Annotated in this window: 15 protein-coding genes; 12 read left to right on the top strand and 3 right to left on the bottom strand. The window is 70.4% G+C overall.

Going from position 1 to position 17,090, the window contains the following annotated elements; translation table 11 throughout:
* The first annotated feature begins 88 nt into the window (after positions 1-88).
* From H7694_RS12665 to H7694_RS12650, 4 genes are all read left to right on the top strand, one after another.
* On the top strand, positions 89-1,357 hold the full coding sequence (locus H7694_RS12665; RefSeq protein ID WP_193596837.1) for an isochorismate synthase MenF: 1,269 nt from the start codon (positions 89-91) through the stop codon (positions 1,355-1,357).
* 138 nt (positions 1,358-1,495) lie between these two features.
* Entirely contained in the window at positions 1,496-2,557 is a 1,062-nt protein-coding gene (locus H7694_RS12660) for a polyprenyl synthetase family protein (RefSeq protein WP_193596836.1), read from the top strand.
* 13 nt (positions 2,558-2,570) lie between these two features.
* Positions 2,571-3,950 (top strand): FAD-dependent oxidoreductase, encoded by a 1,380-nt coding sequence (locus tag H7694_RS12655; protein ID WP_193596835.1) that lies wholly within the window; start codon positions 2,571-2,573, stop codon positions 3,948-3,950.
* Between the two features lie 53 nt (positions 3,951-4,003).
* Positions 4,004-5,011, top strand: a complete 1,008-nt coding sequence (locus tag H7694_RS12650; protein ID WP_193596834.1) for an alpha/beta hydrolase — start codon at positions 4,004-4,006, stop codon at positions 5,009-5,011.
* On the opposite strand, the gene H7694_RS12645 is transcribed toward H7694_RS12650, so the two are convergent.
* The 3 genes from H7694_RS12645 to H7694_RS12635 form a co-directional block, all read right to left on the bottom strand.
* The gene (locus tag H7694_RS12645; protein WP_193596833.1) at positions 4,996-5,700 is read right to left on the bottom strand and encodes a GntR family transcriptional regulator; all 705 of its coding nucleotides are present in this window, start codon (positions 5,698-5,700) and stop codon (positions 4,996-4,998) included. The genes H7694_RS12650 and H7694_RS12645 overlap by 16 nt on opposite strands.
* Positions 5,701-5,850: 150 nt before the next feature.
* Entirely contained in the window at positions 5,851-6,339 is a 489-nt protein-coding gene (locus H7694_RS12640) for a YajQ family cyclic di-GMP-binding protein (protein WP_193596832.1), read from the bottom strand.
* 74 nt (positions 6,340-6,413) lie between these two features.
* Positions 6,414-7,841, bottom strand: a complete 1,428-nt coding sequence (locus tag H7694_RS12635) for a serine/threonine-protein kinase (RefSeq protein WP_193596831.1) — start codon at positions 7,839-7,841, stop codon at positions 6,414-6,416.
* 315 nt (positions 7,842-8,156) lie between these two features.
* Here H7694_RS12635 and H7694_RS12630 point away from each other — a divergent pair, with 315 nt between their 5' ends.
* The 8 genes from H7694_RS12630 (at position 8,157) to H7694_RS12595 (ending at position 17,086) form a co-directional block, all read left to right on the top strand.
* Positions 8,157-9,410 (top strand): maltose ABC transporter substrate-binding protein, encoded by a 1,254-nt coding sequence (locus H7694_RS12630; protein ID WP_193596830.1) that lies wholly within the window; start codon positions 8,157-8,159, stop codon positions 9,408-9,410.
* Between the two features lie 85 nt (positions 9,411-9,495).
* The gene (locus H7694_RS12625; protein ID WP_193596829.1) at positions 9,496-11,115 is read left to right on the top strand and encodes an ABC transporter permease subunit; all 1,620 of its coding nucleotides are present in this window, start codon (positions 9,496-9,498) and stop codon (positions 11,113-11,115) included.
* Between the two features lies 1 nt (position 11,116).
* Positions 11,117-12,073, top strand: coding sequence for a sugar ABC transporter permease (locus H7694_RS12620; RefSeq protein WP_193596828.1), 957 nt, complete (start codon positions 11,117-11,119; stop codon positions 12,071-12,073).
* A 184-nt stretch (positions 12,074-12,257) separates the two neighbouring features.
* Positions 12,258-14,171 carry a glycoside hydrolase family 13 protein gene (locus tag H7694_RS12615; protein ID WP_193596827.1) on the top strand — a complete coding sequence of 638 codons (1,914 nt, stop codon included), beginning with the start codon at positions 12,258-12,260 and terminating at the stop codon, positions 14,169-14,171.
* 198 nt (positions 14,172-14,369) lie between these two features.
* A complete protein-coding gene (locus tag H7694_RS12610; RefSeq protein WP_193596826.1) occupies positions 14,370-14,516 on the top strand; it encodes a hypothetical protein in 147 nt (48 codons plus the stop codon).
* A 197-nt stretch (positions 14,517-14,713) separates the two neighbouring features.
* On the top strand, positions 14,714-15,832 hold the full coding sequence (locus H7694_RS12605; RefSeq protein ID WP_193596825.1) for an ABC transporter: 1,119 nt from the start codon (positions 14,714-14,716) through the stop codon (positions 15,830-15,832).
* A gap of 31 nt (positions 15,833-15,863) precedes the next feature.
* Positions 15,864-16,358, top strand: coding sequence for a hypothetical protein (locus H7694_RS12600; RefSeq protein WP_193596824.1), 495 nt, complete (start codon positions 15,864-15,866; stop codon positions 16,356-16,358).
* Positions 16,359-16,438: 80 nt separating this feature from the next.
* On the top strand, positions 16,439-17,086 hold the full coding sequence (locus H7694_RS12595) for a spermidine/putrescine ABC transporter substrate-binding protein (RefSeq protein WP_193596823.1): 648 nt from the start codon (positions 16,439-16,441) through the stop codon (positions 17,084-17,086).
* The last annotated feature ends 4 nt before the right edge of the window (positions 17,087-17,090 follow it).

Here is a 17,090-nt window from a genome sequence, read left to right as displayed (position 1 = left end):
CTCAGGGACCCAGCGGTGGCAGGGCCCTTCGAGAGCCTCAGTGGCCCAGCGGGCAGGCACGCCCGTGCGCGGGAAGTAGGCTGGAGGGGTGAGCAGCATCCGCCTGGTCGCGCAGACCCGCGAGATCCCGCCCGTCGACGATCTGCTGGCACACACCTCCGCCGCGCAGCCGATCGCCTGGCTGCGCCGAGGCGAGGGGATCGTGGCCGCGGGCGACGGCGTGGCGGCGACGATCAGCATCCCCGCCGGCCGCGATCGCCGCCGGTCCGACATCCTCGCCGACGTCTGGCGCGAGATCGCCGCGGATGCCGAGATCGACGACCCGCTCGGCCTGCCCGGCACCGGTCTGGTCGCCTTCGGCGCGCTCACCTTCGACGAGGACTCGGCTGCCGACAGCATCCTCATCGTCCCCGATACCGTCATCGGCCTGCGCGACGGGCGCAGCTGGATCACCCGCATCCGTCGCGCCGAGGCCGCCGACTTCGCGCCGGTCGCCGAGCCGGCCGCGTACGGCCCGCACTGGGCCGGGCGGGTCGGCCCGGGCGCGCAGACTCCGCGGTGCTATCAGGATGCCGTCCGGCTCGCGCTCGACGAGATCGCCGCCGGTCAGTACAGCAAGGTCGTCCTCGCCCGCGACCTGGCCGGCACCCTGCCCGGCGACGCCGACCTGCGCCGGCTCGTCCGGGCCCTGTCTACCGGTTATCCGGACACCTGGACGTTCGCGGTCGACGGGCTCATCGGCGCGAGCCCCGAGACGCTGGTCACCTCCCACGCCCGCACCGTCACCGCGCGGGTGCTGGCCGGCACGACGGCGCGCGGCGCCGACCCGGAGGAGGATGCCGAGGCCTCGGCCGCGCTCGCCGCCAGCGTCAAGGATCTCGCCGAGCACCGCTTCGCGGTGCAGAGCGTGCTCGCCACCCTGCGCCCGCACACCCGCACCCTCCGCGCCGACGACGAGCCGTTCATCCTGGAGCTTCCGAACCTGTTCCACCTCGCCACCGATGTGGAGGGCGAGCTGGGCGACGGAGCCTCCTCTCTCGACCTGGTGGGGGCCATGCATCCCACCGCCGCCGTGGCGGGCACACCCACCGAGACCGCCGTCGAGGCCATCCGCCGGATCGAACCGTTCGACCGCGGCCGCTACGCGGGCCCGGTCGGCTGGATCGACGCGTCCGGTGACGGCGAGTGGGCGATCGCGCTGCGCTGCGCCCAGTTCGCGCCGGCCGCGTCCGACGCGTCGGGTGCGCGCCGGGTGACGGCATATGCCGGGGCCGGCATCGTCGCCGGCAGCGACCCCGAGTCCGAGCTGCTCGAGACCCGGGTGAAGTTCCGTCCCCTCGTCGACGCCCTCGCCTGAGCGTCCTCCCTGGCGCCGATCTCCCGTCCATTTGGCGCATCCTCTCGGAATCCGGCACGAATATCGGCATTACGTGACGAACAGACGGATGCAGTCCCGCGGACGTCGGCACCGCCGCGCGCAGGTAGGCTGGAGGGCGTGACTTCGAGCCCCGTTTCCCCGGGCACGCGACTTGCGAGCCGTCTGGGCTTCAGCGACCGCGTCTTCCTCGGTCCCGCCGCCCGGCGTATCGCCTCGCAGATCGAAGACGGCCTCGACCTCGTCGAGAAGGGCCTCGCCGACGAGCTGAAGCACGCCGACCCGGTGGCCGACGCCGCGGCGCGCTACCTGTACGAGGCCGGCGGCAAGCGCATCCGCCCCGTGCTCACGCTGCTGGCCGCCCAGCTCGGCGACGGCAGCATCCCCGCGGTGATCGACGTCGCCAAGGCGCTCGAGCTCACCCACCTCGGCTCGCTGTACCACGACGACGTCATGGACGGCGCCGACACCCGACGAGGTGTGCCCGCCGCGCACGGCGTCTGGGGCAACAACATCGCCATCCTCACCGGCGACATCCTGTTCTCCCGCGCCAGCCAGATCATGTCGCGCTATGGCGCGCGGGCGATGCGGCTGCAGGCCGACACGTTCGAGCGTCTCGTGCTCGGGCAGATGCACGAGACCGTCGGCGTCCAGCCGGGCGATGACCCGATCGAGTTCTACCTTCGGGTGCTCGCCGACAAGACCGGTTCGCTCATCGCCGCCTCCACTCAGGGCGGCGTGATCTTCTCGAACGCCCCGGCGAAGTTCGAAGAGCCGATGCGCGTGTACGGCGAGAAGGTCGGCGTCGCATTCCAGCTGCTCGATGACGTGATCGACCTGTCCGCGAACGCGCAGGAGACCGGCAAGGTTCCGGGAACCGACCTGCGTGCCGGCGTGCCCACCATGCCCTCCCTGCTGCTGAAGACCGGCTCCGCGCCGGCCGACATCGACCTCGCCCGTCGCATCGACGACGGCGTCGCGCGCATCGGTGAAGGCGCCGATCCCGCGATCCTGGACGGACCGCTCGCCGAGCTGCGTGACCATGACGCCACCCGGCGCACCCTCGAGCTCGCCCGCACCTGGACGGCGGATGCCGTCGCCGCGCTCTCCGTGCTGCCCAAGGGGGCGGTGCGCGAGGCGCTCACGCGGTTCGCGGAGACACTGGCTGATCGCAGCAGCTGACGGAAGGAACCCCATGACGAAGCTCAAGCTGGCCATCGTCGGGGCGGGACCGGCGGGCATCTATGCCGCCGACATCCTGCTCAAGGCCGAGCGCAAGTTCGATGTGTCGATCGACCTGTTCGAGCAGCTCCCGGCCCCCTACGGACTGGTCCGCTACGGCGTCGCCCCCGACCACCCCCGCATCAAGGGCATCATCACGGCACTGCGCAACGTGCTCGACCGCGGCGACATCCGGCTGTTCGGCAACGTGCGCTTCGGCACCGACATCACCCTCGACGACCTCAAGCGGCACTACAACGCCGTGATCTTCGCCACGGGCGCCGTGCGCGACACCTCGCTCGACATCCCGGGCATCGACGCCGAGGGCTCCTACGGCGCCGCCGACTACGTGAGCTGGTTCGACGGCCACCCCGACGTGCCTCGGGACTGGCCGCTGGACGCGGAGTCCGTCGGCGTCATCGGCAACGGCAACGTCGCCCTCGACGTCTCGCGGATGCTCGCCAAGCACGCCGACGACCTGCTCGTCACCGAGGTGCCCGATAACGTCTACCAGGGGCTGAAGGCCAGCAGGATCACCGATGTGCACGTGTTCGGGCGCCGCGGTCCCGCACAGGTGAAGTTCACCCCGCTCGAGCTGCGCGAACTCGGCGAGCTGCGCGATGTCGACATGGTCGTCTACGACGAGGACTTCGACTACGACGAGGCCTCCAAGGACGCCGTGGCCAGCAACAAGCAGGTCATGGTGATCGACCGCATCCTGCAGTCCTGGCGTCAGAGGGACTCTGTCAACAACGCCGGCGGCACGGCATCCCGTCGTCTGCACCTGCACTTCTGGGCGCGACCGGTCGAGGTCAAGAAGGACGAGAACGGCCGCGTCGCGGCCCTCGTCTACGAGCGCACGAAGTCCGACGGCGCCGGCGGTGCGGTCGGAACCGGTGAGCTGCGCGAGATCCCGATGCAGGGCCTGTACCGGGCGATCGGCTATTTCGGCTCGCCGCTGCCCGGGGTGCCGTTCGACAAGAAGCACGGCGTGATCCCGAACCGCGAGGGTCAGGTGCTCGAGACGAAGTCGAATCAGCGGGTGCCCGGCATCTACGCCACCGGCTGGATCAAGCGCGGACCGGTCGGCCTGATCGGCCACACCAAGTCGGATGCCATGGAGACCGTCCGCCACCTGATCAACGACCAGGGTTCCTGGTGGCAGCCGGAGGATCCCTCCGATCACGCCATCCCGGCGCTGCTCGCCGAACGTGGCGTGACCTGGACCGACCTGGACGGCTGGCACCGGCTCGACGAGCACGAACTCGCACTCGGTGCGGCTCACGAGAGCGAGCGCGAGCGCGTCAAGCTCGTGCCGCGCGACGAGATGGTGCGCGTCTCGCGCGGAGAATGAGCTCGGGGTCCGCCGGTTCCTGAGCGAGCGAACACCGCCGGTAGGGTGACGGCATGGCGGAGTGGGTTCCGGATGTCCTCGGTGACGAGTTCGAGCAGCTGACGCTGCCTCTCGGCGAGGACTCCGAGGGCGAACTCGTCGCGACCCTCGTCCGCGCGCTGCCGCAGGCCGCACCCTGGTGGCGGTTCGGATGGGATCCGCGGCCACTGGCCGACGTCGACGTGCTGTACGTGCACGGCTGGTCGGACTACTTCTTCCAGAAGCGGCTCGCCCGGTTCTGGACGGCGCGCGGCGCCCGGTTCTTCGCCCTCGATCTGCGCAAGTACGGCCGCAGCCTGCGGCCGGGCCAGACCCCCGGCTACATCACCGACCTCACCGAGTACGACGCCGACATCGCCGCCGCTCTCGCCGCCCGAGGGGATGCCGAGGGGCGCCGCCTCGTGCTGCTCGGCCACTCCACCGGCGGGCTGACGCTGAGTTTGTGGGCATCACGGCATCCGGGCGAGGCGGATGCCGTCGTGCTCAACTCTCCCTGGCTGGAGTTCCAGCTCGGCGTCGCCCGCGCCGCCATCGCTCCGATGGTCGGGCTGCAGGCCCGCTGGTGGCCGAAGGATGCCGCACCGCAGGTCGACCTGGGCTTCTACTCCCGCGCGCAGAACGAGGTCGCCGTCGAGGACGACCCGATGCAGATCGACCTCGCATGGCGCCCCGAGCAGAGCATGCTCGTGCACGCGGCGTGGCTGCACGCGATCCTCGAAGGACACCGCAGCGTCTCGGCGGGTCTGCACATCGACGCGCCGGTGTGCGTGCTGCTCTCGGCGCGCACGGCAGTACCGACCCGCTGGTCGGATGAGCTCACTCGCGCCGACAGCGTGCTCGTCGTCGACGACATCGCCCGGGCCGCACTGCGGCTCGGACCGTCGGTCACGATCGAGCGCATCGACGGGGCCCTGCACGACGTGTTCCTCTCCGGACGGGAGGCCCGTGACGAGGCGTACGCGCGCCTGAGCCGGTGGGTCACCGGCTGGGCCGCTCAGGCTCAGGCTCAGCGCACGCCGTAGATCTCGCGGCAGGCGCGCTCGGCGGCATCCGCGTCGTGGCGGCGCAGCGCAGCGGTCAGCTCCTCGCACGCCGCGATGACGACCGGACGCTCCTCGGGGGTGATGGCGTAGTCCTTCAGGGCGCGGGCCAGCGTGAGGCTCGCGTCGTCGAAGAGGTGCTGATGCAGTGGATCGCCGCTGCGCGCGGACAGGTAGCGGATCGCATCGCGGCGGGCCTGCGAGCAGGCGGCGGCATCGAAGACAGTCTCCGCGATACGGCCGATCAGCACGCTTGCGGTGGCGAGCTCGTCCTCGGTCAGACGTTCAGAGGTCAGACGCGCGATGAATCCCGCCTGCATGCCGGCGAACGCGCGCGCCCGCGCGATCGATTCGGCGGTGACCAGGGTGACCTCGGTGTAGCGGCTCGGGTACATCGTCACCAGCCCGATCCGCTCCAGGCGCTGCAGCGCCTCCCGCACGGGGGTGCGCGAGACGGCCAGCTCCGCGGCCAGTGCGGCATCGCGGATGCGTGCGCCCGGCGCCAGCTCACCGCTGACGATGCGCTCGCCGATCAGATGGAACAGCCCGTCCGCCAGCAGCTGCTTCCGCATCTCGGTGCCCGGCTGCGGCACGTGCTGCTGTTCCGTCTGCGATCGTCCCGGCGGTCGCTGGTCGACGTACACCATGGTGTCACCCCCACTGTGCGCCATGCGGCGTCTTCAGGACCGCCCCACACGGTCCTGTTCTCGAGATCTTACTCGTGACGAACGGATGCTGCGCACCGCGCCGCACTGACAGGGAGGGTCTGGCCGGCCGGGTGATACGCGGATACTCTCCGGGCGCTCGCGCGCGAGGCGACCTCAGCGGTAGTTGATGAACTGCAGGTCGATGTCGAGGTCGCTGCCCTTGAGCAGGGCGATCACGGCCTGCAGGTCGTCGCGGCTCTTGGACTGCACGCGCAACTCGTCGCCCTGGATCTGGCTCTTCACGCCCTTGGGGCCCTCGTCGCGGATGATCTTGCCGATCTTCTTCGCGTTCTCGCTCGAGATGCCGTCCTTCAGGCTCGAGACCAGGCGGTACTCCTTGCCGCTGGCCACCGGGTCGCCCGAGTCGAGGCTCTTCAGCGAGATGCCGCGCTTGATGAGCTTGGACTGGAACACGTCGAGCACGGCCTTGGCGCGCTCCTCGGAGTTCGCAGTGATGAGGATCTGCTCGCCGCTCCACGCGATCGAGGCACCGGTGCCCTTGAAGTCGTAGCGCTGCTCGACCTCCTTGCGGGCCTGGTTGAGGGCGTTGTCGGCCTCCTGGTGGTCGACCTTGGAGACGATGTCGAAGGAGCTGTCAGCCATGATGACCACCATACGACGTACGGGCGAACCATGCCGGATGCCCTGTCATCTGGCGGGTCACGTCATCTGGCGGGTCACTTGCCGTTGCCCCTGCCTGCGCCGTTCCCGTTGCCCGAGTTCGCGTCGCTGCCGCTGCCCGAGTTGCTTCCCGGCCCCTTGTTCGGATTCGACGCCGGCTCCCCGGCCTTCTCCTCGGCATCGCGCTTCTGCGTATCGACGGTCTGCGTGTCGACGGTGGCCGTGTCCTCGGCCGGTGCCTCGGTCTCGCCGACGTCGGCCGGGGTCGGCAGCGGCGTCGAGACCACCGGCGGGTTCGTGCGGGTCGGCTCGGCGCTCTGAGAGAGATCGAGCAGGCTCATTGATCCCCACGCGAACGCGATCGCCGCGGTCGCTGCGCCCAGCACCGCGAGCCAGCGTCTGGGCCGCCGCCTCGGGGCGGCGACAGCACCGGCCGCCAGGCCGACAGGCACCGGGAACTCCCGGGTGGACCCCGGTTCGTCGTCCTCGGACGCGGCCGTCAGCCCGCCCGCAGCCGTCATGCTGCGCGTGCCGTCGGCATCCGCAGCATCCTGACCCGACCGCGCGGCGGATCCGGATGGCGTGGCTCCGGAAGCCGTGGCAGCGGATGCCGTGGCCGTGACCGCCGTGACCGCACCCGAGTGCGTCCGTGCGCCGCCCAGGGCGGATGCCGCCTCGGCGACCTCGGCGGCCGTGGGGCGCCGCAGCGGCTCGTCGTCCGTCATCCGGGTGAGCAACTCGATCCACGCCTCGTCGACGTTCTCCGGCATGGACGGCGACGATGTCAGGCGCACCAGTGCGGCCTGCACCCCGTCGGTCATCGGGAAAGCCCGTCGCCCTGCGAGCACCTCGATCAGCACCAGGCCCAGCGCGTAGATGTCCGCCGCCGGCGTCAGCTCCTGCGCACGGACCTGCTCGGGCGCCATGTAGGCGGCCGTGCCGATCGCCACTCCGGGCGAGGTCATGCGCGCGTCGTCGGGGTCGTAGGCGATGCCGAAGTCGGCGAGCTTCGCGATCCAGCGCCGGTCATGCGGGTCGCGGGTCAGCAGCACGTTCGAGGGCTTGACGTCCCGGTGGATGATGCCGCGCACGTGCACTGCCTGCAGCGCCTCGGCCAGATCGACGGCGAGGTCTGCCGCCTCATCCGGACTCAGCGGCCCGTGCGTCAGGTGCCCCGAGAGCGTCGGGCCGTCGACGTACTCCATCACGAGGTAACGCGGATGCCCGGGATCGAGCTTGGCGTCGTACAGGGTCACCAGCGAGGGGTGATCGAGGGAGGCCAGCCGCGCGCTCTCGCCGCGGATGCGCTCCTCCTCGACGGGCATCTCGTCCGCCTGCCGCAGCAGCTTGATCGCCACGGTGCGGCCCAGCAGCACGTCCTCGGCCCGGTAGACCAGTGCCGTGCCGCCGCGGCCCACACAGGTCGCCAGGCGGTATCGACCATCGAGCAGGGCCTCGGTCGGATGCTCATCGACGGTGCTCATCGGATCACTCCAGACGGATGCTGCGGGTGCTTCGGGTTGTCGTGCCAGCCACGTGACCGACCCTAGGCCGGTCCGGTGGCGCGGTCGCCCGCCTTGACGATCACGGCCAAACCTGCAAGAGGGCGGAGGATCCGGACAGGACGCCGTGCTGACGGCATCCGATATGGAAGCGTTTCCATGACGACGGGCCGGATGCTGCTCGCATCACAGGTTGATATCGGTGAACTCGGCCGTTGCGCATCCGCATTTCGGCAAGGCATACTGTAAGCGCTTGCAGATTTGCAGGTTCACCCGCATCGAGAGAGGCACGCACCAATGAAGGTGACCAAGAGGAGCATCCTCGCGTTCGGCGCCATCGCCGCCACGTCCGCACTGGCTCTGGCCGGCTGCGCATCGTCCACCCCGTCCGGCGACGACGCGTCGGGCGACAAGGCAGAGTTCTCCGGCCAGATCACCGTCTGGGTCGACGCGGACCGCGCCGACGTCGTCAAGGACGCAGCCAAGGAGTTCACCGACGACACCGGCGTGAAGGTGTCGCTCGTGCAGAAGGAGTTCGGCGAGATCCGCGACCAGTTCGTGCAGCAGGCGCCCACGGGCAAGGGCCCTGACGTCATCGTCGGCGCTCACGACTGGCTGGGTGTCCTCGTCGACAACGGCGTTGTCGCCCCCGTCGAGCTCGGCGACCGCTCGGGCGAGTTCCAGCAGATCGCCCTGGACGCGTTCAGCTACGACGGCCAGCTCTACGGCGTCCCGTACGCCATCGAGAACATCGGCCTCATGCGCAACACCGACCTCGTCGCCGAGGCGCCGGCCGACTTCGCCGACATGGTCGCCAAGGGCAAGGCCGCAGGCACCGAGTACGCCTTCCTCGTGGGTCTCGACCCCGAGCAGGCCGACCCGTACCACCTGTACCCGTTCCAGACCTCATTCGGAGCCCCGGTCTTCGGCCAGAACTCCGACGGCAGCTACAACGCCGAGGACCTGCAGATCGGCAACGACGGCGGCAAGGCGTTCGCCGCGTGGCTCGGCGAGCAGGGTGCCGCCGGCATCCTTAACACCAACATCACCGGTGACCTCGCCAAGGAGAACTTCCTCGCGGGCAAGTCGCCGTTCTTCCTGACCGGTCCGTGGAACGCCCCCGCGGCCGTCGACGCCGGCCTCAACATCGCGATCGACCCGATCCCGTCGGCCGGTGGCGAGGACGCACAGCCCTTCGCCGGTGTGCAGGGCTTCTTCCTGAGCGCCGAGAGCAAGAACAAGCTCGCCGCCAACGAGTTCCTGCTCAACTACGTCGGCTCCGAGAAGGTGCAGACCGCCCTCTACGAGGTCGGCGGCCGTGCTCCTGCTCTGACGTCGGCCTTCGAGGCCGCGGTCGAGAGCGACCCGATCACCGCCGGTTTCGGTGAGGTCGGCGCGAACGCCGTCCCGATGCCCAGCATCCCCGAGATGGGCGCGGTGTGGCAGTTCTGGGGCGTCACCGAGACGGCCCTCATCAACAACAAGGGCGGCGACCCGGCCGCACTGTGGGAGAAGATGAGCGCCGACATCCAGGGCGCGATCAGCAAGTAATCCGAGACGAGACGGGCGGCATCCCCTGCGGATGCCGCCCGGCTCCTCTGCATCCGCCGATCCGCGACTCCCGACGAGGACAGCCATGACCATCACCCAGGACCCGGAGCGCCGCGCCTCCTCCGCGCCCGCGACCACGCGCCAGCGTCGCGCCACCCGCATCGCCGAGGCCGCCGGAGGCGGCTGGGGGCTCGTGCTCCTCAAGATCGTCCTGCTCGGGCTCATCCTCGCGCTGGCGGTCTTCGCCGCCCTCGTGCTGATCCGCACCGACCAGTGGGTCGTCGCGGCCATCGTCATCGCCGTCGCCCTGCTCGCCGTCTGGGTGTACCTGGGCCGCGGCAGGCTGCCGGCCAAGTACCTCATGCCGGGTCTGGTCTTCCTCTTCGTCTTCCAGATCTTCGCGGCGCTCTACACGGGCTACGTCGCCTTCACCAATTACGGCACCGGGCACAACGCCGACAAGGACAGCGCGGTGAACGCGCTGATGCTCTCGGCCCAGGAGCGCGTGCCGGATTCGCCCTCCTACGACCTCACGATCGTCGACCAGCTCGGCGAGCTGTCGTTCCTGGTCACCGACCCCGACGGCGACGTGCTCCTCGGTGGCGAGGAGCGGCCGCTCGACGAGGTCTCCGGCGCCGAGATGGACGGCGGCAAGGCCGTCGGCCTGGCCGGATACACCACCCTCACCTTCGGCGACATCGTCGCCCAGCAGGAGCGCATCGCCGAGATGTCGGTGCCGCTCAGCGACGACCCCAACGACGGGATGCTGCGCACCCCCGACGGGTCGTCCGCCTACGTCTACACCTCCAAGCTCGTCTACGACGAGGCCGCAGGCACCATGACCGACACCAGCAGCGGCGTCGTCTACAGCGACATCGGCACCGGCGCCTTCACCGCCGAGGACGGCACCGAGCTCAGGCCCGGCTGGCAGATCAACGTGGGCTTCGACAACTTCACGCGCGCGTTCGCCGAGCAGTCCATCCGCGGGCCGTTCCTGCAGGTGCTGGTGTGGACCTTCGCGTTCGCGATCCTGTCGGTGCTGACGACCTTCGCGCTGGGTCTCTTCCTCGCGATCGTCTTCAACGACCCCCGGATGAAGTCGAAGAAGTACTACCGGGTGCTGATGATCCTGCCGTACGCCTTCCCGGGGTTCCTCTCGGCGCTGGTGTGGGCGGGCATGATGAACCAGGAGTTCGGGTTCCTCAACGTGGTCGTCTTCGGCGGCGCCGACATCCCGTGGCTGACGAACGAGTGGCTGGCCAAGGCCAGCATCATCCTCGTGAACCTCTGGCTGGGCTTCCCGTACATGTTCCTGATCTGCACCGGCGCCCTGCAGTCCATCCCCGAGGATGTGCAGGAGGCCGCGCGCGTGGACGGCGCGAGCGCCTGGCAGGTGTTCCGGGCGATCAAGCTGCCGCTGCTGCTCGTCGCGGTCGCCCCGCTGCTGATCTCGTCGTTCGCGTTCAACTTCAACAACTTCAGCCTGATCTACATGCTCACCGGCGGCGGGCCCCGCGACATCACCGCCGGGGTGAACGTCGGCGCCACCGACATCCTCATCACGATGGTCTACAAGGTCGCCTTCGTCGGCTCGACCTCCGACTACGGCCTGGCGAGCGCGTTCTCGATCATCATCTTCATCCTCGTCGCGACCATCTCGGTCATCGCGTTCCGGCGCACCAAGGCCCTGGAGGATCTGAACTGACATGACCATCTCCCAGACCACCCAGCCCTCCCAGCCCTCCACGAGCGCGATCGTCACCTCCGGTGCAGGCGCCGGCGTCCGCGGCGAGGGCCGCGAGCCGCGCCGGCCATTCGGCAAGTACTTCCGCGAGACCGGCTGGCGCCACCTCGTCGGCATCGCCGCGACCGTGTTCGCGCTGTTCCCGCTCCTGTACGTGATCAGCGCCTCGCTGAACCCGGGCGGCACCCTGCTGACCGCCAACTCGCTGTTCGGCACCATCGACATCGGCAGCTACATCGAGCTGTTCCAGAACCCCTCGCAGCCCTACGGCGCCTGGTTCGTGAACACCCTGGTGATCGGACTGGTCACCTCGGCGCTCACGGTGCTGCTCGGAGCCCTGGCGGCCTACAGCTTCTCGCGGATGCGGTTCACCGGCCGCCGCTTCACCCTCACCGCGCTGCTGGTGGTGCAGATGTTCCCGCAGATGCTCGCGATGGTCGCGATCTTCCTGATCATGGTGACCATCAGCGACATCTTCCCGGCGATCGGCCTGAACACCCAGATCGGCCTGATCATGGTCTACCTGGGCGGCGCACTCGGTGCGAACACGTACCTCATGTACGGGTTCTTCAACACCGTTCCCGCGTCGATCGACGAGGCCGCGAAGATCGACGGCGCCGGGCACGCCCGCATCTTCTTCACGATCATCCTGCGCCTGGTCGCCCCGATCCTCGCTGTCGTCGGCCTGCTGAGCTTCATCGGCACCTCGAGCGAGTTCGTGCTCGCCAGCGTCATCCTCATCGACCCCGACAAGCAGACCCTCGCGGTCGGCCTGTACCGCTTCGTGGCCGACGAGTTCTCGAAGAACTGGAGCGTGTTCGCCGCCGGCGCCGTGCTCGCCGCGATCCTGCCGGTCGCGTTGTTCCTCGCCCTGCAGAAGTACATCGTCGGCGGTCTCACCGCCGGCAGCGTCAAGTAGCGGATGCCGTGGGCCGGCGCATGTCGCCGGCCCGCGCCGCGATGCCGGCGGGCGGCGCGCCGATGTCGCCGGCGCGTGGCAGACTTCACAACCGAAGAACAATCCAGGGGCTCTGTCATGGCCACGGCCGTGCAACCACGTCGACTCCCGGCGGGTGCACCGCCGTATCCACGAAAGGCCTGACATGACCCCCGAATCGATCACCGGCACTCTCACCGGTCCCGTCCTCCCGCACCACGACGGCTCGCCGCTGTACGTCTCGAACGACGCCCCGCAGCTGGGCGAGACGGTGATCGTGCGCCTGCGCGTGCCCGAAGGGTACGGCCCGCTGGCCGCCGTGCGCACGCGCTCCAACCCCGACCACGAGCCGGAGTGGACCGACGCCGAGCGCATCGGGTCTGCCGACGGCTGGGACTGGTGGCAGGCGCCGATCGCGGTGCGCAACCCCCGCCACGGCTACCGCTTCGTGCTGCTGCACGAGAACGGGCGGGTCGAATGGGTGAACCAGACCGGCATCCACACCCTCGAGACCCTGGATGCCGAGGACTTCGCCCTCGTCGCCAACCCGGCCCCGCCGGCGTGGCTGCACGGAGCGGTGATGTACCAGGTGTTCCCCGACCGCTTCGCCCGGTCGGCCCAGGCCGATCGGCATCCGACCCCGGAGTGGGCCATCCCGGCGGAGTGGGATGCCGCGGTCGACCCGGTCATGCCCGGCCGCTCGCAGCAGTTCTACGGCGGCGACATCCCTGGCATCATCGAGCGCCTCGACCACCTGGTCGCCCTCGGCGTCGACCTGCTGTACCTGACCCCCGTCTTCCCGGCAGGCTCCAACCACCGCTACGACGCCGCGAGCTTCGACTCGGTCGACCCGCTGCTCGGCGGCGATGAGGCGTACGCGCGGCTCGTGGAAGAGGCGCACGCCCGCGGCATCCGGGTCATCGGCGATCTCACCAGCAACCACTCCGGCGACCGGCACGAATGGTTCCAGCAGGCGCTCGGCAACCCCGGTGCCGAGACCGAGAGCTTCTACTACTTCACCGACGACGCGAACACGCAGTACGAGTCGTGGCTGGGCACCCCCACGCTGCCGAAGTTCAACTGGGCATCGCCGGCGCTGCGCGAGCGCTTCATCACCGGCGAAGATTCGGTCGTGGCGAAGTGGCTGAAGCCGCCGTACTCGCTCGACGGCTGGCGCATCGACGTCGCGAACATGACCGGGCGCCTGGGCGACGTCGACCTGAACGCCGAGGTGCGCTCGCTGCTGCGCGAGACCATGCTGCGCATCAACCCCGATGCCATCCTGCTCGGCGAGTCGACCAACGACGCCGCCAGCGATCTGCAGGGCGACGGCTGGCACGGCGCCATGACCTACCCCTCGTTCACCCGGCCGCTGTGGGGCTGGCTCAGCGAGCCGACGGGTGAGCCCTACCTCACCGCCGAGGGGGACGAGCGCACCGAGCCGTGGTTCTTCGGGCAGCCGATCGGCGGCATCCCGCGGTACACGGCGCGCGAGTTCGCCGATGCCGTGACCCGATTCACCGCCGGCATCCCGTGGCGTGTGCGGCTGGGCAACATGCAGCCGCTCGACACCCACGACACCGGCCGCTTCGCGACGAATGCCGCGGCGGGTGCGGTGCCCGTCGCGGTCGGCCTGTCGATGACCATGCCGGGCGTGCCGGTGGTCTTCGCCGGAGACGAGTTCGGACTCACCGGCGCCGACGGCGAGGCCAGCCGCACGCCCATGCCGTGGTCGCGGCAGGACGAACCCGAGCTCTCCGAACGCCTCGCGCTGTACCGCGAGCTGATCGGACTGCGCCGCGCGCATCCCGTGCTGGGCGAGGGTGGCATGCGCTGGCTGCACGCCGATGACGAGACCGTGGTGTTCGTGCGCGAGAGCGCCGAGGAGAGCATCCTCGTGCTCGCCACGCGCGGGGGAGCGGATGCCGAACTCGCCCCCGGCGCCCTGCCCGGTGCCGCCGCCGCGGAGGCGCTCTTCGGAGATGCGACCCTGGCGGTGGCATCCGACGGCGCCGTGGCGCTCGCGGCCGAAGGCCCCGCCTTCGCCGTCTGGTCCCTCCCCGGCGTCTCCCTCCCCTGACGTTTGCCCCCGCCGCTGACCTCCACCCTCGCGAGAAACCACATTCGCCACGAGAAACCCGTTCTGCGCGGGTTTCTCACGATGAATGTGGTTTCTCGCGCTCAGGGGAGGGGTGGCGGCCTGACCGCGGCGCGGGAGCGGCGCGACACGGTCGCCGGGATGCCGTGTCCGGGTGACCCGCGGGCGTAGCCTCTGGCCATGACGGCACGTGCGGACGGGAGCGACCCGGTTGCCCGCTGGATCGTGGGCATCCTGTGCGCAGCCGTCGTGGGCGGGCTGCTCTGGCTGTCGCTGCCGATGGGTCCCGACCTGATCGCGGTCGTCGGCTCACTCTTCGGTGGTTGACTGTTCGGCGGCTGGCTGTTCGGGCGGACCGCTCGGCGGCGAGGCGCCGGGCTGAGAGTACGGCACGGCCGCCGCTCGAGCGGCCGCGACACGCGCGGGCTCCGCCACCAGACCGACGACACGTCGGCATGCCTCCGTCATGCGGGATTCCGCGGGCGCTACCCTCGCTGTGCACCCATTCAGGAGAGGCGGAAGCCATGAGCGACCCCGAGGTTCCCAAGAACGAGCAGCCGAAGGACGTCGAGGACGTCGTCGGCAGTGCCAACGAGGGACTCGACGCCGCAGCCGCGGCCCGTGCCGACGTACCGGGCACGGACTCCGGCGCCGACGACGTCGACCCTGACCACGCAGCCTTCGAGGCCGCCGAGCGCGACTTCCCCGGCACCTTCACCAGCGAGCCGGCCCCCGGCGACGACACGCGCACCACGCCGGTCGCGTCCGGCGACGACGCGGTGCCCTCGGTGGAAGAGCGGCCCGTCGTCGCATCCGAGACGGACGCCGCCGGCACCCCCGTCTCGGAGCCCCTGACGACCCCGGCCGCCACAGTGCGCGACGACGACCGCGATGACGTCGCCGCCCGCTCCGACGACGAGTGGCGCGACCGCGATGCCGGCCGTGACGACCTCCGCACCGAGGAGGCGCCCGTGCACACGGTGGCGGACGACGCCTACGCGCCGTCTGCGGCATCCGCCGAGACCCGGGTGCTGCCCGCAGAGCCGACGGCCGTCGTGGCGCCGGCTCCCGCGCCGCCGCAGCCCATCTTCGTGCAGGCCCCCGAGCCGCCCCGCGAGCTCGGCAACCGCGGCACCGCCGGTGCTATCGGCCTGGTCGCGACCGTGGCCTTCGCCGTGCTGTACCTCGGCGCGATCCTCGGCATCGGCGCCCTCGCCGGCGACGTGACGCTCGAGAACATCGGCACGGCGGCCCTGGCGCCGCTGACGACCTGGTCGTTCTGGGTGCCCGTGGCCGTGTTCTTCCTGTCGTTCTGGCTGCTCGGCGCGTTCGTCAACCGCGCGCGCTGGGGCAAGTGGGTCACGCTCGGCCTGCTCGTCGCGCTGGCCACCTACGGCGGTCACCTGCTCGGTCAGCTCTTCCAGGCTCCGTTCTGGCGGATCACCCCCAGCGAGTCGGCCGAGCTGATCGGCGAGCAGCTGTGGGCACCGCTGGCCATCGCCGCATTCGTGTTCGCCCGCGAGCTGACCATCTGGTTCGGCGCCTGGGTGGCACGCAGCGGCGCCCGCAAGAAGGCCCTGAACGCCGAGGCCCAGGCCGAGTACGAGCGCACGCTCGAGGCAGGCCCCTCGGCGATGCGCTGACCGCGCCCCGCACTGAGCGTAGGGTGGCGCTATGACCACCACCGGAGACCCCCACGGCCCCGCGCCGCAGGGGGTCTCCGCGTTCCTGGCGGTGGTGATCGGCTTCGCCGCATTCGCGTCGCTGGCGATCCTCGGGCTCGGGATGCTGACCTTCTACGCCGACCTCGACATCCTGACGGTCGAAGGGCTCGACTCCTGGCCGGCGATCGTCGGCATGATCGCCGCGATCGGGGTGTTCTCCTGGATGCTGTGGACGGTGCTGTCCCGGCGGCATCCGCCGTTCCCGGCCGTCATCCCGGTCGGGCTGGCCACGGTGCTGGCGCACCTCGCCGTCGTGTGGCTGGCCGCGCTGCTGAGCGGTGCGGGGCTCGCCGCCGCATCCGCCGCCGTGTCGCAGCTGGTGGTGCGCGGCTCCAGCCTGATCGTGCTGCTGGCCGCGCTGATCGGGGCGTGGATCGCGATCGCGCTGCGCCGCACGCGGGCCCGCGCCCTGCGCTGGCCGTGGGAGGACCGCGACGAGGAGTGACGGTGACGAGCGACGGCGAGTGAGCGGGCAACACGCCATGAACCCGCGCCGATTCGCGCTCACGGCCGTACTCTGTATGCGTGGAGAGGTCACTGGAAACCCAGGTCAGCCAGGCCGTTGAGGCGTGGCTGCGCTGGGTGCCGAGGTGGGCTCCCGCCACGCACCGCGGCCGGGTCGCTCCCTGCCGCCGCTGCCTGGGATCGCCCGTGCTCTCGGCTGCCGGGATCGGGGCGAACGTGCCGCACGGGGTGCAGCACGGCATGTCGACCCGCATCAAGGCGATCGTCGATCAGGCCGTCGCCGAGTACACCGCGCGCAATCTGCCGATGCTGCAGGCCGAGCTCGACCATCAGGCCGCCCGCAACCGGTCCCGCGCATACCGCCCGGCCGAGGGGCTCGACCCGGAGTTCGAGGGGATGCCGCTGGACCCCGACCCCGTGCCGGGCGCGCCGTTCCTCTTCACCGTCGCCGGGATGGCCGACGAGGCCGCGGCCGAGCTGCCGCCCCTGCCGCCGTTGAGCGACGAGGCGAAGGCGGCTCTGCGCCAGGAGGTCGCCCTCGCCGACGACTACGCGAACATGATCGGGCGTGAGATCTGCGGGCTGCTGCTGCGCCACCGGCTGCGGGTGCAGGCGGCGATCTCGCAGTACGTCGAGCCGCAGATCGAGCTCATGCTCGCCGAGCTGAGCGAGGCGCTCGACTCGCCGTTCGACCCCGACGGCCTGTAGCGCG

It is taken from the genome of Microbacterium sp. YJN-G (assembly GCF_015040615.1).
Classification (GTDB): Bacteria; Actinomycetota; Actinomycetes; order Actinomycetales; family Microbacteriaceae; genus Microbacterium.
Note: the sequence above shows the minus strand (reverse complement) of the source record. Positions and strands in the feature narration are given on the sequence as shown.